We start from the raw sequence: 26,494 nt of genomic DNA, 5'->3' as shown, positions 1-26,494 counted from the left end.
GATGCGTGGTCAGCTATCTGTAACGCCGCATTAACAGATTGGCTTGCGTCGCCAAAAACGGGTCAAGCGGCAGGCGCTTTGGCCTCTTCCAGCAGTTGCCGAATCATCTGTTCCTGAGTCTCGTACCGTCCCTCGCCAAAGTGGGTATAACGCACCTGGCCCTTGGCATCGATCAGGTAGTGAGCGGGCCAATATTGGTTATTGAAGGCGCGCCAGATCGCATAGTTGTTGTCGATCGCCACCGGGTAGGTGATACCGAGTTTTTTCACTTCATCGCGGACGTTGTCGATGATGCGTTCGTAACCGTATTCAGGGGTGTGTACGCCGATCACCACCAGGCCGTCCTTCTCGTATTTCTTCGCCCAGTCTTTCACGTAGGGCAAGGTGTGCTGGCAGTTGATGCAGTCGTACGTCCAGAAGTCCACCAGCACCACTTTGCCGCGCAGGGAATCGTTGCTCAGCGCCGACGAGTTGAGCCATTCGACTGCGCCGGAAAGTGACGGCATCGCGCCTTTGGCCGCGTCCATGGTCGAGTCGGCCTTGACCTTGCTGATGAAGTAATCGACCACTTTCGGTACGGTTTCCAGCACCCGCTGCTCCACCGTGGTGACGCCTTCGGATGAGGTGCTGGCGAGCAACTTATTGTCAGCGCCGGTGGAGATAACGGCTGCGGCGACCAACACCGCAGCCCCCGTGCCGCGACGCAGCCAGCCAGTCAGCGGAATCGACGGCTTCAAGCGATTGACCAGACCGCGACCGGCGAAGATCAAAGTGCCCAGGGACAACGCGCTGCCCAGGCCGTACGCTACCAGCAGCAGACTGGTCTGGGCGTTGGCACCTTGCAGCATGGCGCCAGTGAGGATCACCCCGAGGATCGGCCCGGCACACGGCGCCCAGAGCAGACCCGTGGCGACGCCGATCATCACCGAGCCTGACGGGCCAGACATTTTGCGGGTGTTGGGATCAAGGCGATTGCCCAACAGCACGAACGGGCGCGCCAGCCAGCCACCGATGCGAGCGGAGATCAGCGACAGGGCAAACAGCACCATCACGATCAGCGCCACATGGCGGCCGGTGTTGTTGGCTTGCACCACCCAATCGCTGCTGACCACGGCCAGGCTGGAGATCAGGGCGAAGGTCAGGGCCATGCCGCCGAGGGTGAGCAGGATCGAAGAACGCGTGCGTTTAACACCGGCAAACAGAAACGGCACGACCGGGAGGATGCAGGGGCTGAGGACGGTCAAAATGCCGCCCAGGAATGCGATGAGAAACATGGGGATCACCTCGAGAATGTGAAGGGCGATACACCGCAGTGCCCATGTGGGAGCGGGCTTGCTCGCGAAGGCGGAGTGTCAGTCGACATCAATGTTGAATGTACTGGCCTCTTCGCGAGCAAGCCCGCTCCCACACTGGAACAGCGGGAATTGACAGAACTGTGCCAGGCTTCAGGCCTCCAGCTGCTGGCCCTGTGGCGTGCGGCTGGAACCATTCTCTGCAACCAGTTGCCCTTGCGGCGTGCGGCTGGAACCATCCTCAGTCAGCAGCGGAGTCAGTTGGAAGCAGGTGCTATTGCCACAGGTATTTTGTTCAACCGCAGCGTTGGCATGGGCGGCAGCGCCTGCTACGGAGAAAACGATGGCGGTCAAAAAGCGGGTGACGTTGTTCATGATGTTCTTCCTGTTTCAAAGGGGATGGGCAATGGGTAGTCGAAGGACTCAGTTGCCTTCGTTGCAGCCGTCAGCGAATTTGCTGTAATCCAGTACCTGGGTTTTTCCTTGGGAATCCAGGTAGGTCATCCGGGCATTCACAATCCCGCAGGCAGGGGTGGCGTCTTGTTTCATCGACAGCACTTTCTGGATGTCCAGATGTGTGCCGTAGGTGTAGGTTTGAGGGGTTACATCGGCTTCGGCGCGGGCCGAAAAGGTGCAGATGTTCAGGGCGGCAAACAGGCAGGCGGCGTACGCGGCTTTGGTGTTCATGGTGGTTTCCTCAGGGCTTCAATAGGTCAATCGTTGATTGAGCGAGGCGGTTTGGGTTTGCCTCGATGGAACCTATTTGAAACCCGTGAGGTATCTCGTCTGTGTCGAGAACCGGCGCGGGTAAATCGCTGTGTATCCGCGCAGGCTTGCGATACACAGCGATACAAAACGCCCGAAATCGGTCATTTTTACGTCCCCGTGTATCTTTCGGCACGCCAGATACACTGCAATACAATCGGCGGCAGGCGAGCGGGCCGAGGCTCGATAGACTGCGCGACATCCCCCACTTAGAGGCTTGGCTCATGGAACACGTCGATCACATTCTCATCGTGGACGATGACCGCGAGATCCGGGAACTGGTAGGCAACTACCTGAAGAAGAACGGCCTGCGAACCACCGTGGTAGCGGATGGACGGCAAATGCGCTCGTTTCTGGAGTCCACGCCGGTGGACTTGATCGTGCTCGACATCATGATGCCGGGCGACGATGGCCTGGTGCTCTGCCGTGAGTTGCGCGCGGGCAAACACAAGGCCACGCCGGTATTGATGCTAACTGCTCGCAACGATGAAACCGACCGCATCATCGGCCTGGAAATGGGCGCCGACGATTACCTGGTCAAACCGTTCGCCGCCCGTGAATTACTCGCCCGCATCAACGCCGTGCTGCGACGCACGCGGATGCTGCCGCCGAATCTGGTGATCACCGAAAGCGGCCGCCTGCTGGCGTTCGGTCGCTGGCGCCTGGACACTTCGGCCCGGCATCTGCTGGATGAGGACGGCACCATGGTCGCCCTCAGCGGCGCGGAATATCGCCTGCTGCGAGTGTTCCTCGATCATCCTCAGCGGGTGCTCAATCGCGACCAATTGCTTAACCTGACTCAAGGCCGCGATGCCGATCTGTTCGACCGTTCCATCGATTTGCTGGTGAGCCGCTTGCGTCAGCGCCTGCTCGACGATGCCCGGGAACCGGCCTACATCAAGACCGTGCGCAGTGAAGGTTATGTGTTTTCCCTACCAGTAGAAGTGCTCGGTGCACCGTCATGAATCTTGCGCTGCACTGGCCTCGCACACTGGCCTCGCGGCTGTCGCTGATTTTCCTGATCGGCCTGATCCTCGCCCAGGCGCTGTCCTTTGGCGCTCAGTACTACGAGCGCTACGAAAGTGCGAAAAATACGATGTTGGGCAATCTGGAAACCGACGTCTCGACCTCCCTCGCCATCCTCGACCGTTTGCCCGCCGATGAGCGTGTGAACTGGCTGCAGCGTCTGGAGCGCACCAACTACAGCTATCTGCTGAATGAAGGCTCGCCGGGCACGCCGATGGCAGCCCGCGATGTGCCGATTGCAGTGACTTCGATTCAGGACGCCATCGGCCATGATTACCCGCTGACCTTCACCGACATCCCTGGCCCGAAAAAACACTTCCAGGCCCATCTGAAACTGAAGGACGGCAGCCCTGTCACCATCGATGTGCGGCCTTCGATGGTGCCGTTGTCGCCGTGGTTGCCGGCGGTATTGCTGGGGCAACTGGCGCTGATGATTGCCTGCACTTGGCTGGCCGTGAGAATCGCCATTCGCCCACTCACCCGCCTCGCCCAAGCAGTGGAAACCCTCGACCCCAACACCCACGCCATACACCTGGACGAAAAAGGCCCGACTGAAGTCGCCTACGCCGCCCGGGCCTTCAATGCGATGCAGGCGCGCATTGCGGCCTATCTCAAGGAACGCATGCAACTGTTGGCGGCGATTTCCCACGACCTGCAAACCCCGATCACCCGCATGAAACTGCGCGCCGAATTCATGGATGACTCCAGCGAGAAAGACAAACTGTGGAACGACCTCGGCGAGATGGAACACCTGGTACGCGAAGGCGTGGCCTATGCCCGCAGCATTCACGGAGCCACCGAGGAAAGTCGCCGCACCGATCTGGATTCGTTCCTCGACAGCCTGGTGTTCGACTATCAGGACATGGGCAAAAACGTGCAGCTCGACGGCAAAAGCGCAGCCGTGATCAACACCCGACCGCATGCCTTGCGACGGGTACTGGTGAACCTGATAGACAACGCGCTGAAATTCGCCGGCGCGGCAGAGCTGTGGGTGGAAACGAAGGCTGATGGCAGCTTGTCGGTGAAGGTGATGGACCGTGGACCGGGGATTGCCGAAGAGGAATTGGCGCAGGTGATGGAACCGTTCTACCGCGTGGAGAATTCGCGTAATCGCAGTACGGGAGGGACCGGGTTGGGGTTGGCGATTGCGCAGCAATTGGCGCTGGCGATTGGCGGGGCGCTGACCTTGAGCAATCGCCAAGGTGGTGGGTTGTGCGCGGAGCTCAGGTTGCCAAAGCCCCAATAAACACCACGAATCCAATGTGGGAGCGGGCTTGCTCGCGAAGATGCCATCCCATTCAGCATCTATGTCGACTGACACACCGCCTTCGCGAGCAAGCCCGCTCCCACATTGGATGTGTGGTGTTTGGGGGATTGTGTGCGATCAGGCGGCGATGCCGATCACCCCTTCCCCATGCATCTGCCGCAACAACGCCAACCCACTGTCGATAAACTCCAGCGACCCAACCATCCCCGCTTCCACCGCCAGCCCTTCCAGCTGCGCTCGGCCATCGAGCTGAGGAAATTCCCCGATCCGCTGCAACAGCCGCCAAGCCAACGGGCTCAGTTCGGAGAAGCACACATTCCAGTCCTCGGATCGACGAACCAACAGCAATGTCGGCTGAACTGGCGGCCTGTCCGGCCGGTAATCAGGCCCCACCAACTGCACTGGCCAGCCATACGCCAATGGCCAGGCCAGCGGCGAAACCTGCAACGGTCGATCCAGCAGTAATGCGGCATCGCTGGCCGGCAACGGCTCGGCGTCGGATTGTTGCAGCGCCATCTCTACCCATTCGTAATGCGCCAGCTCAACCATGAATGGCGGCCACGCCCCATCACTCAACGCCGACGGCTCAGAGGCGAGGAACTCGACAAATTCCTGGGCGATCTCACCGAATTTCGGCGTTTGAGCGCGGTAGTCCCGCAGAAAGATCCGCACCAGAGAACGCCACTCACCGTCCCCCAATATCTTCACCAGCACCGGAAAAGTCCCGCTGAGCAACGACGACAGATTCGAGAACACCAGGTCGCGATAAACCTGCGCCCGTGCCGCATCCATCCCGGCGGGCGGCGCGTTGTGGTCGGGGTCGCGCAGGTAGCGAGTCAATGTGTTTTGCTGCTGAGACAGCGTCGATTTATCCACGGTTCACCCCTCACCTTGCAGGCGGCGAATGGTCTGTAACTCGCTCACTAAGTCGGAAAATTCGGGAAAGTTGAAATCCCGTTCCAGCAGCGTCGGTTGCACACCAAACCGCGCATACGCCTCGGCCAGCAACGACCAGACCACCGGTTTGACCGAGGCGCCATGGGTGTCGATTTTCAGCGTATCAGACTCATCAAAGTGCCCCGCCACATGCATGGCAACCACCCTTTGCGCGTCGATGCCGGCCAGAAATGTCTGCGGATCGAAGCCGTGATTGATCGAGTTGACGTAGACATTGTTGACGTCCAGCAACAGGTCGCAATCGGCTTCTTGAAGCACCGCGTTGGTGAACGTCAGTTCGTCCATGTCCTGCTGCGGCGCGGCGTAGTAGGAGACGTTTTCCACCCCCAGGCGCCGACCGAGAATGTCCTGGGCCTGACGAATTCGGGCGGCGACGTGATGCACCGCTTCTTCGGTAAACGGCAACGGCAGCAGATCGTAAAGATGCCCGTCATCGCTGCAGTAGCTCAGGTGTTCGCTGTACAGCGGCACCTTGTGGTGATCGAGGAAAACCCGCACTTCCTGCAGGAACCCGACGTCCAGAGGCGCCGATCCGCCCAAAGACAAAGACAAGCCGTGACAGGACAACGGATAGCGCTCGGCCAGGGCGCGAAACGCCGCGCCATGAGCGCCGCCGATGCCGATCCAGTTTTCCGGTGCGACTTCCAGGAAGTCGAAAGCACCCACCGGGGCCGCTTGAAGGTCCTTCATTAAACCGCGGCGCAAGCCTAGCCCGACGGTCGCCTTCGCTGATGTGAGGGGAGTCTGCATGGTGTCGATCTCATCCTGGGATCCGGTCTCCAGCGTCTGAAAACTCAGTGCTGGCCGGCAGGCCCAGTCAAGCGCCGTGGTGTGTCGGGTCTGTGTTCACCAACCCCGCTCTTTTCAGGCCACTGTATCGGACAGGCAGTCAGATACAGTGGGATACACGAACTAGACTTATTGATTACCCCCGTAGGGGAGCCAGGACGCGGTTATCGTCCTGTTCATTCCCACGATCACCGCCCAAAGGTGCATGCCTCGACAAACAATGCCTCTGGACCGTGATCCTGCTGAAGGAGCACACATGATGGACGAGGCCAGACTCAATGATTTCATGGGCAAACTGGTAAACGACATGGGCGGCGCGGCGATGCTCGCCAACGTCATCCTCGGCGAAGAACTCGGCCTCTACCGGGCCATGGCCGACAGTCAGCCCGTCACCCCCGAAGCCCTCGCCGAAAAGACCGGCTGCAATACCCGCCTGCTGCGTGAATGGCTCAGCGCCCATGCCGCCTCCGGTTACATGGAGCACCGCGACGGTCAGTTCCGCCTGCCCGAAGAGCAAGCCCTGGCGCTGGCGATCGAAGATTCACCGGTCTATGTAGCCGGCGGTGTCGGAGTGGTTGCATCGTTTTTCCATGACAAGGACAAACTGGTCAATGCCATGCGCGGCAACGGCGCCCTGCCCTGGGGCGATCACCATCCGTGCATGTTCAGCGGCACCGAACGATTCTTCCGCCCAGGGTACAAGGCGCATTTGGTGGCCGAGTGGCTGCCGGCCCTCGACGGGGTGGTCGCCAAACTGGAAACCGGCGCGAAGGTGGCGGACATCGGCTGCGGTCATGGAGCCTCGACCGTGATCATGGCCCAGGCGTTTCCGAACTCACGGTTCGTCGGTTTCGATTACCACGCGCCTTCGGTCACCGTCGCCACCCAGCGCGCCGAAGAAGGTGGCGTGTCCGGCCGGGCGCGGTTCTTCCAGGGCACCGCCAAGAGCTATCCGGGCGACGACTATGACTTGGTCTGCTACTTCGACTGCCTGCACGATATGGGTGACCCGGTCGGTGCCGCAAAGCATGCCTATGAATCGCTCAAACCCGACGGCTCGGTGCTGCTGGTAGAGCCCTTCGCCAACGACACGCTCGATGCCAACACCACCCCGGTGGGGCGACTGTTCTACGCCGCCTCGACCTTTGTCTGCACACCCAACTCACTGTCCCAGGAAGTCGGCCTCGGGCTCGGTGCCCAGGCGGGTGAGGCACGGTTGCGCAAGGTCTTCACCGAGGCGGGATTCACGCAATTCCGGCGGGCCACGGAAACCCCGTTCAACCTGATTCTGGAGGCGCGTAAATAAGGGCAGGCTCATCATCCGGGCAGGTTGCAACTGACGAAACCGGATCCTGTGGGAGCGGGCTTGCTCGCGAAGGCGTAGTGTCAGGCAACATCGATGTTGACTGTACTGGCCCCTTCGCGAGCAAGCCCGCTCCCACAGGTGACCGTGTTCACTGCATGGACAGGCGCTCCCCAAGGTTTTCGGCCTTGAGAATATCGAACAACGCCTGCGCCGCCGCCGACAGTTCATGCCCCGTCGTCAGCACCCCGATCGCGCGTTCCACCACCGGATCCCGCAGGGTAATGCAACGCGCGCCCAGCTCGCGCATCTGCCCGGCGCACAACGCCGGCACCGCGCTTACGCCCAATCCGCTGGCCACCATCCGCCCGACCGTTGCCAATTGATGGCTTTCAAATTCCACCGGCAATTTCATGCCGCGCGTCTGCAAGTGTTCTTCGAGCATCACCCGCACCGTTGATGGTCGCTGCAAGGTAATGAACGGTTCCTTGAGCAAGGTTTGCCAATCAATGTCGTCCAGCTCCGCCAGCGGTGAATCGAACGGCACCACCGCCACAAACCGGTCGATGTACAACGGCGTGAACACCAGCGACGAGCTCTGTGTCGGTTCAAACGCCACGCCCAGTTCCACCTGACGGTCGCGAACCAGTTCCAGCACCTGCTCGTTGATCACGTCATTCACTGTGACGTTGACCTTGGGATAACGCGCGCGAAAGGTCTTGAGGATCGGCGGCAGCAGGTTGCCGGCAAACGACGGCATCGCCGCCAGGGTCACGCGGCCGCGCTGGAGGGTGAAGCGTTGGCGCAAATCATCCTCGGCATTGTCCCAGTCCGCAATTAACCGGCGGGCCAAGGGCAGCAGCGATTCGCCTTCGGCGGTCAGCGCGACGTTGCGGGTGTTGCGCGTGAACAAGCGTCCGCCCAAGCCCTCCTCCAGCGCCTTGATGGTCAGGCTCAACGCCGACTGGGACAAGTGCAGCCGCTCGCACGCCACGGCAAAACTCAAACTCTGGGCCACGGCCAGGAATGCACGGATCTGTTTGACGGTCATGGCCACTGCCTCCAACGAGGTACGAAACGAATTAGTGAGTTTTATCTATTAATCAACCTTAAAAATCAACTTAACAAATAAATCCTCCAGCGTGACACTCCCTCCCCATCCGGCTAGCCAGCCGCCCACAAAGAATAAAAGAGGTGCATATGGCAGGGTTCGACAAGCGCGTGTATTCCTACGAGGAAGCGATGGCAGGTCTTGAAGACGGCATGACCGTGATCTCCGGCGGCTTCGGCCTGTGCGGGATTCCGGAAAATCTCATCGCCGAGATCCAGCACCGCGGCACCCGTGATCTCACCGTGGTCTCCAACAACTGCGGCGTCGACGGTTTCGGCCTCGGTGTGCTGCTGGTAGACCGGCAGATCCGCAAGGTGGTGGCCTCTTACGTCGGCGAAAACGCGCTGTTCGAGAAGCAACTGCTGAGCGGCGAAATCGAAGTCGTCCTGACCCCTCAAGGCACCCTCGCCGAGAAAATGCGCGCAGGCGGTGCCGGCATCCCGGCGTTCTTCACCGCCACTGGCGTCGGCACTCCGGTGGCCGACGGCAAGGAAGTCCGCGAATTCAAGGGCCGCAAGTACCTGATGGAAGAATCCATCACCGGTGACTTCGCCATCGTCAAAGGCTGGAAAGCCGACCATTTCGGTAACGTGGTCTATCGCCACACCGCCCAGAACTTCAACCCGCTGGCCGCCACCGCCGGCAAGATCACCGTGGTCGAAGTCGAAGAAATCGTCGAACCCGGCGAGCTGGACCCGTCGCAGATCCACACCCCTGGCATCTACGTCGACCGGGTCATTTGCGGCACGTTCGAGAAGCGCATCGAACAGCGCACCGTGCGTAAGTGATCCCCTGCCCCCGGACCGAATGAAGGAATAACAACAATGGCACTTTCCCGCGAACAAATGGCTCAGCGTGTCGCCCGCGAAATGCAGGACGGCTACTACGTGAACCTCGGCATCGGCATCCCGACCCTGGTCGCCAACTACATCCCTGAAGGCATGGAAGTCATGCTGCAATCGGAAAACGGTCTGCTCGGCATGGGCGCCTTTCCGACCGACGCCGAAGTCGACGCCGACATGATCAACGCCGGCAAGCAAACCGTGACTGCACGAATCGGCGCGTCGATTTTCTCGTCCGCCGAATCGTTCGCAATGATCCGCGGCGGCCATATCGACCTGACCGTGCTGGGCGCGTTTGAAGTCGACGTCGAAGGCAACATCGCCTCCTGGATGATCCCCGGCAAACTGGTCAAGGGCATGGGCGGCGCGATGGACCTGGTGGCCGGTGCGGACAACATCATTGTCACCATGACCCACGCCTCCAAGGACGGCGAGTCGAAACTGCTGTCGCGTTGCAGCCTGCCGCTGACCGGCGCCGGTTGCATCAAACGCGTGCTGACCGACCTGGCCTACCTGGAAATCAAGGACGGCGCGTTCATTCTCAAGGAGCGCGCGCCGGGCGTCAGCGTCGAAGAAATCGTCGCCAAGACCGCTGGTAAACTGATCGTGCCTGACCACGTCCCGGAAATGCAGTTCGCTGCCCAGTGAGGAATCCTTCCATGCAAGAAGTCGTGATTGTTGCCGCCACTCGCACTGCCATCGGCAGCTTCCAGGGGGCGCTGGCCAATGTGTCCGCGGTTGACCTCGGTGCTGCGGTGATCCGCCAGTTGCTGGCGCAGAGCGGGCTGGACCCGGCGCAGGTCGATGAAGTAATCATGGGCCAGGTTCTGACCGCTGGCGCTGGGCAGAACCCTGCGCGTCAGGCCGCGATCAAGGCCGGCCTGCCCTTCACCGTGCCGGCCATGACCCTGAACAAGGTCTGCGGCTCCGGCCTGAAAGCGCTGCATCTGGCGGCTCAGGCGATTCGCTGCGGCGATGCCGAAGTGATCATCGCTGGCGGCCAGGAAAACATGAGCCTGGCCAATTATGTCATGCCGGGCGCCCGCACAGGATTGCGCATGGGTCACGCACAGATCGTCGACACGATGATCAGCGACGGTTTGTGGGATGCGTTCAACGATTACCACATGGGCATCACCGCCGAGAATCTGGCTGAGAAATACAGCCTGACCCGTGAGCAACAGGACGCCTTCGCTGCCGCGTCCCAGCAGAAAGCCGTGGCCGCCATCGAAGCCGGGCGGTTTGCCGATGAGATCACGCCGATCCTGATCCCGCAGCGCAAGGGCGATCCGCTGTCCTTCGCCAGCGATGAACAGCCTCGCGCCGGCACCACCGCCGACTCCCTGGGCAAACTGAAAGCGGCCTTCAAGAAGGACGGCTCGGTGACTGCTGGCAACGCCTCTTCGCTGAACGACGGCGCCGCGGCGGTGATCCTGATGAGTGCGGAGAAAGCCAAAGCGCTGGGGCTGCCAGTGCTGGCGAAGATCGCCGCTTATGCCAACGCGGGCGTCGACCCGGCGATCATGGGCATCGGCCCGGTGTCGGCCACTCGTCGTTGCCTGGACAAGGCCGGTTGGTCCATCGATCAACTGGACCTGGTCGAAGCCAACGAAGCCTTCGCCGCGCAATCTCTGGCCGTGGCCAAGGACCTGGAATGGGACTTGAACAAGGTCAATGTCAACGGCGGCGCCATTGCCCTGGGCCATCCGATTGGGGCGTCAGGTTGCCGGGTGCTGGTGACCTTGCTGCATGAAATGATCAAGCGTGATGCCAAGAAAGGCCTGGCGACGTTATGCATTGGCGGAGGCCAAGGCGTAGCACTGGCCATCGAGCGCTAGCCCCTAGACCGCGTTATCGTTCTTCGCGAGCAAGCCCGCTCCCACAGTTGATCGGGGCTGATCACACATTTTGTGATCGGCACAGTTCCAATGTGGGAGCGGGCTTGCTCGCGAAGAGGCCCGACCAGACAACACCCCTCCCGAGTCAGGCCACAAACTGCAGAATCAACCAGCTGTTCGCCCCACTGATCACCACAAACAACCCCCACGCCAACACCCGTGTCGGCAGTCGATTCACAAACGGCCCCATGAGCTTTTGATCGTTGGTCATGCGTATCAACGGATACAACGCGAACGGCAGTTGCAGGCTGAGCACCACCTGGCTCAACACCAACAGTTTGCCGATCGCCCCATCGCCCATCAGCCAGACACCGATGAACGCCGGGATCAGCGCCAGCCCACGAGTGATCAACCGCCGTTGCCAGCAGGGCAGCCGCAAGTTCAGATAGCCCTCCATGATCACCTGGCCCGCAATGGTGCCGGTGAAGGTCGAGCTCTGTCCTGACGCCAGCAACGCCACGCCGAACAGCACACTGGCCAACGCTCCGCCCACCAACGGATCGAGCAAGTGATAGGCATCCTGAATGTCCACCACGTCGGTATGCCCGGTCTTGTGGAAGGCCGCCGCCGCGAGAATCAGGATTGCCGCGTTAACCAGTAGCGCCAAGGCCAGAGAGCCGATGGTGTCGATGCGCGCCAGTTTCACCGCGTCTTGCTTGCTGGCCAGGTCCTTGCCGATCATCCGGGTCTGCACGATTGAGGTGTGCAGATAGAGGTTATGCGGCATCACTGTGGCCCCGAGAATACCGATGGCCAGGTACAACGGCGCGGCATCGCCAATCGCCGAGAATGACGGGGTAAAACCACGGGCGACGTCCGGCCAGAAGGGTTTGATCAGCCACAGTTCGACGAAGAAACACGCGCCGATGGTGCCCACCAGCACCAGCATGATCGCCTCCAGCCGGCGAAAGCCGCGGTTTTGCAGTGCCAATACCAGCAGCGTGTCGAATGCTGTGAGTGCGATGCCAAACGTCAACGAACAGCCCAGCAGCAAGTGGAACGCCAGCGCACAGCCGAGCACTTCGGCGAGGTCGGTGGCGATGATTGAAATTTCCGCCAGCAGCCACTGGGTCCGTGCGGTCCGCGTGCTGTAGCGTTCGCGGGACAGTTGCGCCAGATCACGTCCGGTGGCGATACCCAGACGCGAACACAAACACTGCACCACCATCCCAGCCAGGCTCGCCAGCAACACCACGAACAACAGGCTGTAGCCAAACCGCGAACCGGCTTCGATGGCCGTGGCCCAGTTGCCCGGGTCCATGTAGCCGATGGACACCAGCAAACCGGGGCCGGCAAAGCGCAGGACGCGTTTGAAGAAGGACGCACTCGGGTCAACGGCAACAGTGCCGGCCACTTCCGGAGGGCAAAACGGCGCAGTGCCGACTTTGGGCAAACTGAATTTCACGCAATCATCCGTCAACAGGTGGGAGCGCGCAGCTTAGACGTTTCACACATTCCGGTGTAGACACTCAGCGCTTGCGCAGAGACCACGCTGAGCAACCCATCGCCCGCAATGCTAACGTAGCCGGCTAACACCGAATGGAGACGAGTGCGTGCTGATGCTCAAACTGCTGGTGATCCCGGGATTTCTGTTGCTGATTTCTTTGGCCGGAAAACGCTGGGGCCCCAGTGTGGCCGGTTGGTTATCGGGGTTGCCGGTGGTGGTCGGGCCGATTCTGTTTTTTCTCGCCATCGAGCAAGGCGTGATGTTCGCCGCTCAGGCGGCGACGGCAGCGTTATCGGCAATGTTCGCGATGATTGCCTTTTGCGTGACCTACGCCCAGGTTGCACAACGTTTGAGCTGGCCGTGGGCGCTGACGATTTCGCTGCTGGTCTGGGCCCTGGTGGCAATTGTGCTTTCCCTGATTCCGCCGTCGCTGGTGTTCTCGGTGATCGCGGCCGCCATCGCATTGCTGGCCGCGCCGTACCTGTTTCCCGCGGTGCAGCCCATCGTTTCTGGCCCGGCACCGAAGTCCGACAAGCTGCTGCTGCGCATGATGGCCGGCGCCCTGCTCACATTGGCTGTGACGCTGCTGGCCGGCACCGTCGGCGAACGCTGGAGCGGGCTGCTCGCGGTATTCCCGGTGTTGGGCAGTGTGATGGCAGTGTTTTCCCAGCAGACTCGCGGGCCGGCTTTTACTGCTGCCTTGCTCAGGGCGACGGCGACCGGGATGTATTCGTTTGCGGCGTTTTGTCTGGTGCTGGCGTTGGCGCTGCCAAGATGGGGATGGCTGGGGTTTGTCTTGGGCATAGGCGTGTCGTTGGCGATGCTGGTGATCACTAAACGGCTGGCATTGCGTCCAAGGTGAGAACGTAGCAGGCTGCGGCAGCTGCTACCGATCGCGATCCATGGGATGATCGCCATCAAAGCGCGGATCATCCCCAGGAGAGTTTGAATGTCATTGTTGAGTAAAAAAGCCGTTGTTCTGCTGCTGACGGCGGCTACCAGCCTGGGTGCCTTGAATGCGCAGGCGGCCAAGGCCACTGCCAGCGACAAAGCACCAGCCCAGAAGGTCTCGATGCTCGGCGGCAAGTTCACCTTCACCCTGCCCAAGGGTTTCATCGCCAACCCGCTGCCAGCCGGCGACGCGGCCACCGGCACTGCCGGGGCGACGGGCACGATGTACACCAACCAGACCACCAAAACCGTCGTTATCGCGGCCGAAAACACCATCCCCGGCGGCGCCAACGTCAAGGACAACGACGGTGAGTTCCTTGACGCCACCGTGTCCGCGTTCGCCACTGAGCAACGCAACGCCTTGCCGGATTTCAACAAAACCAGCGAAAAAAGCCTGACTCAGAAAGGCACGGGCCTGGGCCTTCGGCAGATCGACAGCACCGCCACCCAGGGCGGTGGTATGACGCTGGACAGCACGTTGATGGCCGCTTCCGGCACGCGCATGGCCATCGTTCAGATCATCTCCCGTCCCAACGACAAAACCGGCCACGAAACGCTGGTGAAACAAATCGTCAGCGGCAAATAAACCCGACCGATTCAGGGATTGAGGCGCTGCAACCAGGCACTCAAATTCTGCATCTCGGGGGCGCTGATGCTGTGACCGACACCCGGATAGGCATGAAACTCGGGCTTGAGTGACAGGCGCTGCAACAGGCTGTCGGCCTCAGTACCGTCGTTGTAGGGCAGGAGTGTGTCGGCGGTGCCATGACCGATGAAAATCGCCAGCTGCTGGCGTTTTTCATCCGGTTTGAGCTCGGACCTGAGCACCGGCAGGATGCGCCCGCTCAACGCCGCAATCCCGCCTACCGCCTCGGGATGACGCAACGCGACCTCGTAGGACATCATCGCGCCCTGGCTGAAACCCACCAGGAATACCTTGTCCGCTTCGGTGTGATATTTCTTCGCCGCTTGTGCGACAAAATCCCTCAGCACCTGGCCGCTGGCCTTCAAGTCGTCCGTCTCACCGTCATAGGCGCCCTCACCCTTTTGGCGAAACCACTGGTAACTGCCCTCCTCCAACGTCATCGGCGCCCGCACCGACAGGTAGTTGTACTGCGGCGGCAATTCATCCTTGATGTCGAACAGATCCTGCTCATTACTGCCGTAACCGTGCAGGAAAATCACCAAAGGTTGGTTGCGGGATTCAGCGTCGGCCTGCTCCAGGTACTTGAGCGGCAGATCGGTGTGCAGCGAGGCTTGAGCGTGGACGGCGGAGGACGCCAGGAGCGTGAGCAGAGCGACTAACTTCAACATAAACCTTCCTTCACAGAGCGCAGGATTCGGGGCAAAGCCTAACACTGTGAGGCGGGATGTCGATGATGACCCAGGCATCTTCGCCGCTTCTGAGGCCGTCTTCGCGAGCAAGCCCGCTCACACATTAAATCGCGGCCTGATTAGAAAGCATAAAAAAAGTGGCCACCGCGTCAACAGTGGCCACTTTTTTCTACGGCGTATTAATGGCCGTAAACGTCAAAGTCGAAGTACTTGTCCTGCACTTGCTTGTACTTGCCGTTGGCGCGGATTTCAGTGATGGCGGTGTTGAATTTGTCCGCCAGCTCTTTATCACCCTTGCGCACAGCGATGCCGGCACCGCCGCCGAAGTACTTGGCGTCTTCATAGGTCGGGCCTACGAAGGCGAAGCCTTTACCGGCGTCGGTTTTCAGGAAACCGTCGTCCAGGTTGACCGAGTCGGCCAGCATCGCGTCGAGACGACCGGCGACCATGTCCAGGTTGGCTTCCTGCTGGGAACCGTAACGCACCAGGTTGATGCCCGCCGGTACCAGCACTTCAGTGGCGAAACGATCGTGGGTACTGGCGCGCAACACACCGACTTTCTTGCCTTTGAGCTCGGTCAGCGGATCCTTGACGTCGGTGCCTTCCTTCATCACGAAGCGCGCCGGGGTGTGGTAGTACTTGATGGTGAAATCGACGTTCTTCTTGCGATCGTCAGTGATGGTCATGGACGACAGGATCGCGTCGATTTTCTTGACCTTCAGGGCCGGGATCAGACCATCGAACTCTTGCTCGACCCAGGTGCACTTCACTTTCATCTGTTCGCACAGCGCATCGCCGATGTCCACGTCAAAACCGGTGAGTTTGCCGTCGGGGGTTTTCATCGAAAATGGCGGGTAACCGGCTTCGATACCGAGGCGAATCGGCTTGGCGTCTTCGGCCACGGCGGTCAGGGACAACATCGACAGTGCCAGGGCACCGAACATCACTCGCTTCTTCATTTATAACTCCTGTGTACGGAGGCTTTTATTGGCAGCTTTCTGTTGGCAACTTTCGGTTGGTGAATACCGAAGTGGCCGGCAGTCTAGAGTGGCTTCTGGAGGGCAAATTGTGTTTAAGCGACAAATACTTATAGAAAAACAGCCGAGGGATTCAAGGCACTTGAAGCGTGCGCCACGGTGGTGCAAGGGCTGTAGGACAATCCTTTGTTTCAGACAAAACCTACAAGATTTCGGGCGTGATCCGATTGAACAGTCGCACTGGCGATGATCTTTTTTTTGCGGCACATTGACCCCGCCAACCCATTCCCGGAAGAGAAGCGTGATGCCCACGTTGAACCTGATCCAGCATCATCCTGCCGAAGGTCCTGGCGCCATTGCCGAATGGGCGCGGGCTCGTGGCGTTACGCTAAACGTGTTTCGCGCCGACCTCGGCCAGTTGCCGCCGGTGAGCGCGGCACCGGTGATCCTGTTGGGCGGGCCTTATGAATCCAACGCCGGGCCAACGTGGCTGGAAACGGAGCGTCAGTGGCTGGCGGGTAGTCTGGATCAGGACGCGCCGGTGTTTGCGATTTGTCTGGGCGCGCAATTGCTGGCGCTGAGCCTGGGTGGGAATGTGCGGCGCATGGCTCATCCCGAAACTGGCTGGTCGACTGTGACCTTTGCGGATGGCCAGAGGCTGAAGGTGCTGGAATGGCATGAAGACGCAATCGATCTACCGGTGGATGCGCAATTGCTGGCCAGCAGTGACGTGTGTGAGCAGCAGATGTATCGCGTCGGGGTGACGCGAGTGGGGTTGCAGTTCCACCCGGAGTGGAATGCCGAATCGGTGGCGATTCTCAATGAGCACTTTGCCGAGGAATCGCCGCTGCCTCGGGGGTCACAGGAGAGCGCCGCCTATGCAGCGGTGTTTGGCTGGTTGCAGGTGACGCTCGACCAGTGGTGGGCGGCGCGGACAGCGGTTTGAATCAAGATCAAAAGATCGCAGCCTACGGCAGCTCCTACAGGGGAAGTACAGCCGTAATTTCACCGGTGTACCCGGTCAATGTAGGAACTGGCGAAGCCTGCGATCTTTTCGGCTACATCAACATTCGCAGCCGATCACGGTACTGACCGGCTGTTGCACCGCAACACTCAACTCAAACCCCTCATCCAGCCACCCGGTAACCCCGCCAATCATCTCCTTGACCGGGTAACCCAGCGCCGCCAATTTCACTGCGGCCTTGTTGGCGCCGTTGCAGTGGGGCCCTGCGCAATAGACCACGAACAGCGTGGATTTCGAATAACCCGCCAAGCCGTCAGCCGTGATCAGTCGACCCGGGATGTTGATCGCACGTGGCACATGTCCGCGTTCGAACGCCAACGGTCCGCGCACGTCGACCAGGACAAAATCCACCTCGCCGGCCTGTTGGCTGCCGTGGACGTCGGAACAATCGGTCTCGAAGGTCAGACGGTTGCTGAAATGCATCAGGGCAATGGCAGATGGGGCTGCGGGAATTTCGCGAACCAGGCTGGGCATGGGCGGTACTCCAAAGTCTCGGTGGGTGTGGGAAGACTTTATCTGCCCTGCGCTTGTCGCTACAGTGGCGCACAAGACACTCACCGGGAATTTTCCGCCAAATGCAGCCCACCCCTGGATTGGTCGCGATTCTGGCCTACGACGGCCTCTGCACTTTCGAATTTGGCATCGCCGTGGAGATCTTCGGTCTGGCGCGGCCGGAGTTCGATTTCCCTTGGTATGAGCATCGTATCGTCGCCGTCGACCAAGGGCCGATGCGCGCCATGGGCGGCATTCAGGTGCTGGCCGACGGTGGGATGGAACTGCTGGAAGAGGCCCGGACCATCATCATCCCCGGCTGGCGCGACCGCAGCGCGGCGGTGCCTGAACCTTTGCTCGCCGCCCTGCGCCAGGCCCATGCCCGGGGCGCGCGATTGCTGTCGATCTGTTCCGGGGTATTTGTACTGGCGGCCACCGGTTTGCTCGACGGTCACGGCGCCACGACGCATTGGCGATACACCGCTGAACTGGCCGAACGTTTTCCGAACATTCAGGTGGACCCGGACGTGCTCTATGTTGATTCCGGCCAATTGATCACCTCAGCCGGCAGCGCTGCGGGCATCGATGCCTGCCTGCACCTGGTCGCACGGGATTTTGGCACTCAGGTGGCCAACTCGGTGGCGCGGCGATTGGTGATGTCGCCGCAACGCACCGGCGGCCAGGCGCAGTTCATTCCGTCACCGGTCAGCCCGACGCCGCGCAGCGATCTGTCGCGAGTCATGCAATGGGCGCGGGAACGTCTGCACGAACCGCTGGAGGTTCGCGACCTTGCCAGCGAGGCGGCCATGAGTGAGCGCACGTTCCTGCGGCGGTTCACCGAAGCCAGCGGTCTGCCGCCCAAGGCATGGTTGCAACATGAGCGTCTGGCCCGTGCTCGCGAATTGTTGGAGAGCACCCGCCAGAACACTGAGCAGATTGCCCAGCGCTGCGGTTATCGTTCGGTGGAGAGTTTCCGGGTGGCGTTTCGCAGCGTGGTCGGTGTGCCACCGTCGGTGTATCGGGAGCGGTTTGGGCGCGGGGTAAAGGCGATTTCTTGAGGTGTGCTTGAGGGCGCCTTCGCGAGCAAGCCCGCTCCCACACTGAATCTCTATTGAGCACAACATTTGTGTACGACGCAGACTAAATGTGGGAGCGGGCTTGCTCGCGAAGGCGCCAGCCCAACCACCGAAACCCTCAAGGCTTGCGCAACAGATAGGTATCCATAATCCACCCATGCGCCAGCCGAGCCGCCTTACGCACGCGCTCAATCTCATCCGCGACATCCTTGAGCTTGCCGCTAATCAGGATTTCATCCGGCGTCCCCAGATAAGCCCCCCAGTAAATCTCCGTCTCCGGATCGGCCACGTGATGGTAGGCATCTTGCGCGTCCAGCATCACCACCAGGCTGTCGGCATCACTCACCTGCCCCGCCGCCAACCGCCGGCCGGTGGTGATTTCAATCGAGCGACCGATGCGATTCAGCGGCACCTTATGTTGCGCCGCCAACGCCTGCACGCTGGTGATCCCGGGAATCACCTCGAACTCGAACACACACCGGCCTGACGCCAGAATCGCCTGCAGAATCCGAATGGTGCTGTCGTACAACGCGGGATCGCCCCACACCAGAAAACCGCCGCACTGGTCGTCAGTCATTTCTTCATTGATCAGCCGTTCGAAGGTCTGCTGCTTGGCGCGGTTCAGGTCTTCGACGCTGGCCTTGTAATCCACATCCCCGCGTTCTCGCTCCGGGCTGTGGGCTTCGACGAAGCGGTAGTCACGATCGGTGATGTAGCGCTCACAGATCTCGCGGCGCAGGTCGATCAGTTTGTCTTTGCTCTGGCCCTTGTCCATGAGGAAAAACACATCGACGCGGTTCAGCGCCTTCACCGCCTGCATCGTGATGTAGTCGGGGTTGCCGGCACCGACACCAATGACCAGAAGTTTTTTCATCAACATGCTCCCTCAGGGTCCGTGCCCATCAAGCGTAGCCGCCAGCGACCGTTGAACCGCAACTCGATCGCCGACAACGGTTCGACGTCGATCTGGTTGAACGACGCGCCCTGCAGCACCTGCATCAATGCGGCGCGGATGACAAAAGGATGGGTGATGGCAACGACATGCCCCGGCGTCGCCTCAAGGCTGTTCAACCACGCAGCCACCCGCTCACCGAGTTGCGCCACCGATTCTCCACCGTGGGGTGCCGAGGTCGGGTCATTGAGCCAGGCCTGGAGTGTCTCGGGTTCGGCTGTTTGCAGGTCGTCAATCGACGTGCCTTTCCAGCGTCCGAAATCGCAATCTGCCAGTGCCGCGACAATCTCCACCTCGTCGCCAAACAGCTCAGCGGTTTGCCGGGTCCGCAGTTCCGGGCCACAGAGCAAACGGGGGGTGCCCTTGAACTGACGGCAACGCGACCCCTTCGCCGATTGCCAATCCATTTCCAACGGCTCATTCGTAGGAAAACACGCCAATTTTTGTGCGACGGTTCGAGCGTGGCACATGAGGGTCAAGCGGGTCGCCTGCACGGAAGATCACTCTGTCGATGGGGTGGAAAACGGCACGATGCCACGACTAATCGGTCCATTGTGCCGCAAGACGCGCGATCCAGGGCGCTTCGCTTCAAGCAGTCGATCGGGTTGGCGGTCCCATTTTATCGCCGATAAGTAGCGATCTCTGACACCACTATGGGCAATGTCCTACAAAGCCAGTCGACATCCGCGTAGCCCCCGGCGCACGGGATTTTCGCCCGATTTTTGGACTTTTAAAATCCTCGAAAAAATTCACTAGACATGTAGCACACGCTACATAAATACTGTTTTAGCAATTTATGAAACGAAACCGACACACCCATCCAGCAGGAGCCCGGATGCCCTCTCTCAGAGACCTGATCACCGATCCCGACCTGGAACTCACGCCGTCGGAACGCAAAGTCATACGTGCCTTGCTGGATCAGTACCCGCGTAACGGACTGGGCCCGATGTCACGTCTGGCCGAACATGCCGGTGTCAGCGATCCGACCATCGTGCGGTTGGTAAAGAAGCTTGGTTTCAGCGGTTATGCCGACTTTCAGGAAGCCTTGCTCAGCGACATGGATGACCGCCTGCGCTCTCCCAGTACCCTGTTGCAACCCCGCGCCCATCTCAAGAAAGATGATCCCTGGGGCCACTATCTAGCGAACAGCCATCGGGCATTGGTCGACACCCAGGCGCTGACCCAACCTGAAGATGTACGAATTCTGATCGAATGGCTGCTCGACACCCGCCATCAGGTCCATTGCTTCGGCGGCCGTTTCAGCAGTTTCCTCGCCAACTATTTACTCAACCATCTGCGCCTGTTGCGGCCCGGCTGTTTTGCCCTGGAAGACAACGCGCAATTACCGGACCGGTTGTTCGACGTGCAACGTCAGGACGTGGTGCTGGTGTTCGATTATCGCCGCTATCAGTCCCAGGCCCTGCGGGTCGCCAATGCCGCGAAGAGCCGACATGCACGGGTCGTGTTGTTCACCGATATCTACGCATCACCGCTACGGGAAATGGCCGACCTGATCATCAGTGCGCCGGTGGAATCGGCGTCGGCCTTCGACTCGATGGTCCCGGCACTGGCCCAGGTTGAAGCACTGGTTGCCTGCCTGTCCCTGCGCAGCCCCGATCTGGCCGATCGCCTGGAAGGCATCGATGCCCTGCGCACCGACTTCGACACTCACCTGCTGGAGGATAAATAAGGATGTTCACGCTCCCCCACCACTCGCCCCGGGACTTGCCATTTGCCGCCGACCACACCGCGCTGTTGCTGGTGGACATGCAGCGTGCCTGGCTTGAGCCGCAGTTCGATCCGCACCTCAACGGGCCGGATGCCGAATACTTTCTGACCCGCGCCCACATGCAAGTGGTGCCCAATCAACGCCGGTTGCTCAGTGCCTTTCGTAATGCACGACAAAACGTGCTGCACACGCTCATTGAAAGCCTCACCGCCGATGGCCGCGATCGTTCGCTGGACCACAAACTCTCGGACATGCACCTGCCCAAGGGCAGTTCGCAAGCGCGAATCATCGATGACCTGACGCCGATCGAAAACGAAATCGTGCTGCCCAAGACATCTTCCGGGGTCTTCAACTCCACCAACATCGACTACGTGCTACGCAACCTTGAAACCCGCCACCTGATCATCGCCGGCATCGTCACCGACCAATGCGTCGACATGGCCGTGCGTGACGCCGCCGACCGCGGTTACCTGGTGACGCTGGTCGAAGATGCCTGCGCCACCTACACCGAACAACGGCATCACGCCTGCCTGAACGCCATCAAGGGCTACTGCTGGATCACCGACACCCAGACTGTGCTCGGCCGATTGCAGGAGATGCAGCCATGAGCGCTCCCCTGTCGCCACTGCCGATGACCACGATCGTCACCACCGACCTGATCGGCGTGACGCGCGGCCGTTCCTTTCCCACCGACGAACTCGAAACCTATCAAGTGGCCGGCTGCGGCTGGGTGCCGGCCAACAGCGCCCTGACCCCGCAAGACATCATTGCCTCCAGCAATCCGTGGGGTGCTTATGGAGACTTGCGGCTGATCCCCGACTTGAGCAGCCGCGTGACCGTCAACAACGGCCCGGACGCCAATGCCCCCGCGCTGGACTTTATTCACGGCGACATTCACGAAACCGATGGCCGCCCGTGGGGTGCCTGCCCGCGCACGTTATTGCGCAACGAGGTGGAGCGTTATCGCGGCGAATTGGGATTGCAGATCAACGCCGCGTTCGAACATGAATTCAACCTCGACAGCGGCGTTGCTGAGCATCTGGCGTTCTCTCTTGAGGCACAGCGCCAGGGCGCCGAGTTCGGCGGCTGGTTGCTCAGTGCACTGCGTGCCGGCGGTGTGGAGCCGGAGATGTTCCTGCCGGAATACGGCAAGCACCAATACGAAATCACCTGCCGCCCTGCCCTCGGGGTCGCTGCCGCCGACCGCGCGGTGAACGTGCGCGAGATCACCCGTGAGATCGCCCGGCAAATGGGCCTGGACCTGAGTTTCGCCCCCAAGACTTCCGAGCAGGCGGTGTGCAATGGTGTGCACTTGCACGTGAGCCTGCAGGATCTGGCCGGCCACCCGGTGATGTACGACGCCGGCACCACCAACGGCCTGTCGACCCTCGGCCAGCATTGGGCCGCCGGCGTTCTGCATTATTTGCCGGCGCTCTGCGCCTTTACCGCGCCGACACCGGTTTCCTACGAGCGCTTGCAGCCCCATCACTGGAGCGCTTCCTACGCTTGTCTCGGCCAACGCAACCGCGAAGCGGCGCTGCGGATTTGCCCGACCGTAAGCCTGGGCGGCAAAACCGTGGCGGCGCAGTACAACCTGGAATTTCGCGCCATGGACGCCACCGCTTCGCCGCATCTGGCCATGGCCACATTGCTGATCGCCGGGCGCCTGGGCATCGAGCAGCGCCTGGCCCTGAACGCGATCACCGATGAAGTCCCCGATTCCCTGAACGAAGAGCAACGCCAGGCCCGCGGCATCGTCGCCCTGCCCGCGTCCCTGTCCCAGGCGCTGGAATGCCTGCGCAACAGCGAGGCGCTGATCGAAGCCCTGCCGAGTGCCTTGCTGGACACCTGGTTCGCCCTTAAAACCGAGGAACTGAGGCTGACGGAACAGCTCTCGCCCGCCGATCTTTGTGAGCACTATGCGCGCCTGTACTGAGTCCGCCGAATTGGGGTTCTATACCCAACCTGCGTACACCCTGAGCCGGGAAGCCTCCGAGCACCCGCTAATTCTGGTGTGTGAGCACGCCAGTCGTTTTATCCCGGCCGGATTGAATGACCTGGGCTTGAGCCATGAAGCTGCCCGCGAACACATCGCCTGGGACATCGGCGCTCTGGCGCTGGCCGAGGGCTTGTCCGAAGCACTGGGCGCCACCCTGTTGGCGGCCAACTATTCACGGTTGTTGATCGACCTCAACCGCCCGCGCCATGCGCCGGACAGCATTGCGTTGCAGAGCGAGATTTATCAGGTGCCGGGCAATCGGGATCTGGACGAGGCCACCCGCGACTATCGCCGGCACTGCCTGTTCAAGCCGTTTCATGCCCGCCTGCAAACCTTGATCGACGCCCGTGTGGCGCAAGGTCGACCGGTTCGCGTGGTGGGGATTCACAGTTTCACGCCGATATATTACGGCCAGCCACGAGAGCTGGAAGCCGGCGTGTTGTACGGACAGGCCGGGGAGTACGCGCAGCGAGTGATCGACGGGTTGAGTCGGCACCCCTTGAAAGTCGCGGCTAATCAGCCCTACAAAGTCGATCCGCTGGGTGACATGACCGTGCCGGTTCATGGCGATGCACGCGGGCTTGAGTCGGTGTTGATCGAGGTACGCAACGATCTGCTGCGCACTCCCGAAGACATCGGTCGCTGGACCGATTATCTGGCGCCACTGCTGTAGAACAATAGCTTCAAACTCGCAGCATGCAGCTGCTTTCATATCAAGGAGAAGGGCTTCATGGAAATAGAAGAATTCGGCTACAAGCAAGAGTTGAAACGTAGCCTGACGCTGACGGACCTGGTGGTATACGGGATGATCTTCATGATCCCCATCGCCCCGTTCGGCGTTTATGGTTACGTCAACGCCGAAGCCCCGGGGATGGTACCGCTGGCCTACATCATCGGCATGGTGGCGATGCTGTTCACCGCCCTCAGTTACGGCAGCATGGCCCGGGCCTTTCCGATTGCGGGCTCCGTGTATTCCTACGCACAACGCGGCCTCAACCCGCATGTCGGGTTTATCGCCGGTTGGCTGATGTTGCTCGATTATTTGCTGATTCCGCCACTGCTCTATGTCTACGCGGCGATGGCGCTGAATCATTTGTACCCGGACATCCCGAAAGTCGGCTTCATCCTGGCTTTTCTGGTCAGCGCCACCTTCGTCAACCTGCGGGGCATTACCTTCACCGCGCGGATGAACATCATCTTTCTACTGGCGCAACTGGTGGTGCTGGGAATCTTCCTGTTCTATGCCTGGAATGCCCTGCACAACGGTGGCGGTAACGGCGAGCTGACTCTGGCGCCGTTGTACAACCCCGAGACATTCAACTTCGCCCTGCTGATGCAAGCAGTGTCGATTGCGGTGCTGTCGTTCCTCGGTTTCGATGCGATTTCCACCCTCGCCGAAGAGATCAAGGGCGACCCGGGCCGTAGCGTCGGAAAGGCTGCGCTGATCACATTGCTGGTGATGGGCGTGATCTTTGTCGTGCAGACCTGGATTGCCACGGATCTGGCCGCCGGCCTGGGCTTCAAGACCGCCGACACTGCGTTCTATGAAATCGCCGAAATCGCTGCCGGCAGCTGGCTGGCAACCCTGACTGCCGTGGCCACCGCCCTGGCTTGGGGTGTCGCGGTCGCAATCACCTCGCAAGCGGCGGTTTCGCGCCTGCTGTTCGGCATGGCGCGGGACGGCAAACTGCCGAAAGTGCTGGCCAAGGTGCACCCGAAACACAACACGCCGTATGTGAGTATCTATCTGGTGGCGGCGCTGTCGCTGGTGATCTGCTACCTGTTCATCAACTCGGTGGACACCCTCACCTCCCTGGTGAACTTCGGCGCCCTGAGCGGCTTTATGTTGCTGCACCTGACCGTAATCAACTATTACTGGCGTCGGCAGAAGTCCGGTCAGGTGATTCGTCACCTGCTCTGCCCGGTGATCGGCTTCATCATCGTCGCGGCCATCATGTACAACATGGGCGTCGATGCACAGAAACTCGGCCTGATCTGGATTGCCCTGGGGCTGGTCTATCTATTCTTCCTCAACAAACTGGGTGCCAGCACGGTCCTACCCGACCCAAGCAATGGCTGACAAGAAAAAGGGCAGCGTCTGACATGAATTCAGGCGACTGCCGATTTAACGCGTGGAAACCGACAGTGATAGTCAGGTTCGGTGCAAATCGCCGAACCCTTTGATACAGGAGTACATCCATGCTGGTCTTACGCCCAGTGGAGTTAACCGACCTGCCCCAGTTGCAGCAACTGGCGCGCGACAGTCTGGTGGGGGTCACGTCCTTGCCGGACGACACCGAACGCCTGCGCGAGAAAATTCTCGACTCCTGCGCTTCGTTCGAGAAAGACGTCCAGGGGCCTGGCCCGGAGAATTATTTCTTCGTTCTGGAAAATCTCACGACTCGCCATCTGGTCGGCTGCTCGGAAATCCTCGCCACCGCAGGGTTCAACGAGCCGTTCTACAGTTTGCGCAATCGCCATTTCACCAGTGCCTCACGGGAGCTGAACATCGAGCACGGGGTGCCGGCGCTGTCGTTGTGCCACGACCTCAGTGGTCATACTTTGCTGCGCGGTTTCCATATCGACACAGCGCTGGAACGCACGCGGTTTTCCGAATTGCTGTCCCGGGCGCGACTGCTGTTCATCGCCGCACACACAGCGCGCTTTGCCGAAGCGGTGATCACCGAGATCGTTGGCTACAGCGACGAACAGGGCCAGTCACCGCTCTGGGATGCGCTGGGCAAGCATTTCTTCGACCTGCCGTACGTTGAAGCCGAGCGGCTTTGCGGTTTGCAGAGCCGGTCATTTCTCGCCGAACTGATGCCGCAATACCCGATCTACGTGCCGATGCTGCCGCCGGCGGCACAAGCATGTATCGGCCGGATTCATCCCGACGGTCAGGAGGCCTTCGACATTCTTGAACGCGAAGGCTTCGAGACCAACAGCTATATCGACCTGTTCGACGGTGGCCCGACGTTGTACGCACGCACCTCGAACATTCGCTCCATCGCCCAAAGCCAGACCGGCACGGTGCACCCTGGCTCGGCCATCGATGCGCGCGGCAGCTACTTGGTAAGCAACGAGTCGTTGAAGGGTTACCGCGCCATCGTCGCCGAGTTGGACTATCGCGCCGGGCAACCCGTGGCCTTGAGCGCCGAAATGTGCGCGGCCCTGAATGTGACCGACGCCAGTGCGATCCGGTTGATCGCCCTGTGAGCCGCCACCGGCCCCGTGCCCAACGACAGCGCCAGAACAGGCGCGA

General features: G+C 60.5%; 28 protein-coding genes. 16 read left to right on the top strand and 12 right to left on the bottom strand.

The window, feature by feature from the left end; all coding sequences use genetic code 11:
• Positions 1–62: 62 nt before the first annotated feature.
• From AB7M29_RS15355 to AB7M29_RS15345, 3 genes are all read right to left on the bottom strand, one after another.
• The gene (locus tag AB7M29_RS15355; RefSeq protein WP_454247211.1) at positions 63–1,274 is read right to left on the bottom strand and encodes a cytochrome c biogenesis protein DipZ; all 1,212 of its coding nucleotides are present in this window, start codon (positions 1,272–1,274) and stop codon (positions 63–65) included.
• Positions 1,275–1,445: 171 nt separating this feature from the next.
• Positions 1,446–1,667 (bottom strand): hypothetical protein, encoded by a 222-nt coding sequence (locus tag AB7M29_RS15350; protein ID WP_454247210.1) that lies wholly within the window; start codon positions 1,665–1,667, stop codon positions 1,446–1,448.
• A 48-nt stretch (positions 1,668–1,715) separates the two neighbouring features.
• Positions 1,716–1,979, bottom strand: coding sequence for a DUF2790 domain-containing protein (locus AB7M29_RS15345; protein WP_448723708.1), 264 nt, complete (start codon positions 1,977–1,979; stop codon positions 1,716–1,718).
• A gap of 302 nt (positions 1,980–2,281) precedes the next feature.
• Here AB7M29_RS15345 and AB7M29_RS15340 point away from each other — a divergent pair, with 302 nt between their 5' ends.
• The gene (locus tag AB7M29_RS15340; protein WP_007896007.1) at positions 2,282–3,022 is read left to right on the top strand and encodes a response regulator; all 741 of its coding nucleotides are present in this window, start codon (positions 2,282–2,284) and stop codon (positions 3,020–3,022) included.
• Positions 3,019–4,329: an ATP-binding protein gene (locus tag AB7M29_RS15335; RefSeq protein ID WP_454247209.1), complete on the top strand. Its 1,311-nt coding sequence runs from the start codon at positions 3,019–3,021 to the stop codon at positions 4,327–4,329. Before AB7M29_RS15340 ends, AB7M29_RS15335 begins: the two co-directional genes overlap by 4 nt.
• Before the next feature lie 138 nt (positions 4,330–4,467).
• Here the strand turns inward: AB7M29_RS15335 and AB7M29_RS15330 are convergent, their stop codons facing one another.
• Together AB7M29_RS15330 and AB7M29_RS15325 are read right to left on the bottom strand one after the other, a co-directional pair.
• Positions 4,468–5,226: an HvfC family RiPP maturation protein gene (locus tag AB7M29_RS15330; protein WP_454247208.1), complete on the bottom strand. Its 759-nt coding sequence runs from the start codon at positions 5,224–5,226 to the stop codon at positions 4,468–4,470.
• Between the two features lie 3 nt (positions 5,227–5,229).
• Positions 5,230–6,057: an HvfB family MNIO-type RiPP peptide maturase gene (locus AB7M29_RS15325; RefSeq protein WP_454247207.1), complete on the bottom strand. Its 828-nt coding sequence runs from the start codon at positions 6,055–6,057 to the stop codon at positions 5,230–5,232.
• A gap of 298 nt (positions 6,058–6,355) precedes the next feature.
• Here AB7M29_RS15325 and AB7M29_RS15320 point away from each other — a divergent pair, with 298 nt between their 5' ends.
• A complete protein-coding gene (locus tag AB7M29_RS15320) occupies positions 6,356–7,402 on the top strand; it encodes a class I SAM-dependent methyltransferase (RefSeq protein ID WP_454247206.1) in 1,047 nt (348 codons plus the stop codon).
• Positions 7,403–7,550: 148 nt separating this feature from the next.
• On the opposite strand, the gene AB7M29_RS15315 is transcribed toward AB7M29_RS15320, so the two are convergent.
• Positions 7,551–8,450 carry a LysR family transcriptional regulator gene (locus tag AB7M29_RS15315; RefSeq protein ID WP_217858549.1) on the bottom strand — a complete coding sequence of 300 codons (900 nt, stop codon included), beginning with the start codon at positions 8,448–8,450 and terminating at the stop codon, positions 7,551–7,553.
• Between the two features lie 149 nt (positions 8,451–8,599).
• Between AB7M29_RS15315 and AB7M29_RS15310 the strand changes: the two genes are divergently transcribed.
• From AB7M29_RS15310 to AB7M29_RS15300, 3 genes are read left to right on the top strand one after another with little or no spacing between them, the layout of a single operon-like run.
• Positions 8,600–9,298, top strand: a complete 699-nt coding sequence (locus AB7M29_RS15310) for a CoA transferase subunit A (RefSeq protein ID WP_217858550.1) — start codon at positions 8,600–8,602, stop codon at positions 9,296–9,298.
• A 36-nt stretch (positions 9,299–9,334) separates the two neighbouring features.
• Positions 9,335–10,000, top strand: coding sequence for a CoA transferase subunit B (locus tag AB7M29_RS15305; protein WP_007896015.1), 666 nt, complete (start codon positions 9,335–9,337; stop codon positions 9,998–10,000).
• 11 nt (positions 10,001–10,011) lie between these two features.
• Positions 10,012–11,190: an acetyl-CoA C-acetyltransferase gene (locus AB7M29_RS15300; RefSeq protein WP_454247205.1), complete on the top strand. Its 1,179-nt coding sequence runs from the start codon at positions 10,012–10,014 to the stop codon at positions 11,188–11,190.
• 145 nt (positions 11,191–11,335) lie between these two features.
• On the opposite strand, the gene AB7M29_RS15295 is transcribed toward AB7M29_RS15300, so the two are convergent.
• Positions 11,336–12,655 (bottom strand): Nramp family divalent metal transporter, encoded by a 1,320-nt coding sequence (locus AB7M29_RS15295; RefSeq protein WP_454247204.1) that lies wholly within the window; start codon positions 12,653–12,655, stop codon positions 11,336–11,338.
• Between the two features lie 148 nt (positions 12,656–12,803).
• Between AB7M29_RS15295 and AB7M29_RS15290 the strand changes: the two genes are divergently transcribed.
• Both AB7M29_RS15290 and AB7M29_RS15285 read left to right on the top strand, forming a co-directional pair.
• Positions 12,804–13,559, top strand: coding sequence for a hypothetical protein (locus tag AB7M29_RS15290; RefSeq protein WP_315867407.1), 756 nt, complete (start codon positions 12,804–12,806; stop codon positions 13,557–13,559).
• 87 nt (positions 13,560–13,646) lie between these two features.
• A complete protein-coding gene (locus AB7M29_RS15285; protein ID WP_454247203.1) occupies positions 13,647–14,234 on the top strand; it encodes a hypothetical protein in 588 nt (195 codons plus the stop codon).
• A gap of 11 nt (positions 14,235–14,245) precedes the next feature.
• On the opposite strand, the gene AB7M29_RS15280 is transcribed toward AB7M29_RS15285, so the two are convergent.
• Together AB7M29_RS15280 and AB7M29_RS15275 are read right to left on the bottom strand one after the other, a co-directional pair.
• The gene (locus AB7M29_RS15280; RefSeq protein ID WP_454247202.1) at positions 14,246–14,962 is read right to left on the bottom strand and encodes an alpha/beta hydrolase; all 717 of its coding nucleotides are present in this window, start codon (positions 14,960–14,962) and stop codon (positions 14,246–14,248) included.
• A gap of 200 nt (positions 14,963–15,162) precedes the next feature.
• Positions 15,163–15,942: an ABC transporter substrate-binding protein gene (locus tag AB7M29_RS15275; RefSeq protein WP_217858555.1), complete on the bottom strand. Its 780-nt coding sequence runs from the start codon at positions 15,940–15,942 to the stop codon at positions 15,163–15,165.
• A 322-nt stretch (positions 15,943–16,264) separates the two neighbouring features.
• Here AB7M29_RS15275 and AB7M29_RS15270 point away from each other — a divergent pair, with 322 nt between their 5' ends.
• Positions 16,265–16,906, top strand: a complete 642-nt coding sequence (locus tag AB7M29_RS15270) for a type 1 glutamine amidotransferase (protein WP_217858556.1) — start codon at positions 16,265–16,267, stop codon at positions 16,904–16,906.
• Between the two features lie 117 nt (positions 16,907–17,023).
• On the opposite strand, the gene AB7M29_RS15265 is transcribed toward AB7M29_RS15270, so the two are convergent.
• Positions 17,024–17,458, bottom strand: coding sequence for a rhodanese-like domain-containing protein (locus tag AB7M29_RS15265; RefSeq protein WP_454247201.1), 435 nt, complete (start codon positions 17,456–17,458; stop codon positions 17,024–17,026).
• 101 nt (positions 17,459–17,559) lie between these two features.
• Here AB7M29_RS15265 and ftrA point away from each other — a divergent pair, with 101 nt between their 5' ends.
• The gene (gene ftrA, locus AB7M29_RS15260; RefSeq protein ID WP_454247200.1) at positions 17,560–18,534 is read left to right on the top strand and encodes a transcriptional regulator FtrA; all 975 of its coding nucleotides are present in this window, start codon (positions 17,560–17,562) and stop codon (positions 18,532–18,534) included.
• Between the two features lie 136 nt (positions 18,535–18,670).
• Here the strand turns inward: ftrA and cobF are convergent, their stop codons facing one another.
• Both cobF and AB7M29_RS15250 read right to left on the bottom strand, forming a co-directional pair.
• Positions 18,671–19,426 (bottom strand): precorrin-6A synthase (deacetylating), encoded by a 756-nt coding sequence (cobF, locus tag AB7M29_RS15255; protein ID WP_454247199.1) that lies wholly within the window; start codon positions 19,424–19,426, stop codon positions 18,671–18,673.
• The gene (locus AB7M29_RS15250) at positions 19,426–19,998 is read right to left on the bottom strand and encodes a histidine phosphatase family protein (protein ID WP_454247198.1); all 573 of its coding nucleotides are present in this window, start codon (positions 19,996–19,998) and stop codon (positions 19,426–19,428) included. The genes cobF and AB7M29_RS15250 overlap by 1 nt, the downstream gene beginning before the upstream one ends.
• 341 nt (positions 19,999–20,339) lie before the next feature.
• Between AB7M29_RS15250 and AB7M29_RS15245 the strand changes: the two genes are divergently transcribed.
• From AB7M29_RS15245 to AB7M29_RS15220, 6 genes are all read left to right on the top strand, one after another.
• Complete coding sequence (locus AB7M29_RS15245) at positions 20,340–21,194, top strand: MurR/RpiR family transcriptional regulator (RefSeq protein ID WP_217858561.1); 855 nt, start codon at positions 20,340–20,342, stop codon at positions 21,192–21,194.
• A gap of 2 nt (positions 21,195–21,196) precedes the next feature.
• The gene (locus AB7M29_RS15240) at positions 21,197–21,841 is read left to right on the top strand and encodes an isochorismatase family cysteine hydrolase (RefSeq protein WP_217858562.1); all 645 of its coding nucleotides are present in this window, start codon (positions 21,197–21,199) and stop codon (positions 21,839–21,841) included.
• A complete protein-coding gene (locus AB7M29_RS15235) occupies positions 21,838–23,169 on the top strand; it encodes a glutamine synthetase (protein WP_454247197.1) in 1,332 nt (443 codons plus the stop codon). Before AB7M29_RS15240 ends, AB7M29_RS15235 begins: the two co-directional genes overlap by 4 nt.
• Positions 23,153–23,905: an N-formylglutamate amidohydrolase gene (locus AB7M29_RS15230; protein ID WP_454247196.1), complete on the top strand. Its 753-nt coding sequence runs from the start codon at positions 23,153–23,155 to the stop codon at positions 23,903–23,905. Before AB7M29_RS15235 ends, AB7M29_RS15230 begins: the two co-directional genes overlap by 17 nt.
• 57 nt (positions 23,906–23,962) lie before the next feature.
• Complete coding sequence (locus AB7M29_RS15225; protein WP_217858564.1) at positions 23,963–25,312, top strand: APC family permease; 1,350 nt, start codon at positions 23,963–23,965, stop codon at positions 25,310–25,312.
• Positions 25,313–25,431: 119 nt separating this feature from the next.
• Positions 25,432–26,448, top strand: coding sequence for an arginine N-succinyltransferase (locus tag AB7M29_RS15220; protein ID WP_217858565.1), 1,017 nt, complete (start codon positions 25,432–25,434; stop codon positions 26,446–26,448).
• Positions 26,449–26,494 lie beyond the last annotated feature (46 nt).

It is taken from the genome of Pseudomonas sp. F-14 TE3623 (assembly GCF_053629015.1).
This window is presented reverse-complemented; position numbering and strand designations above follow the sequence as displayed.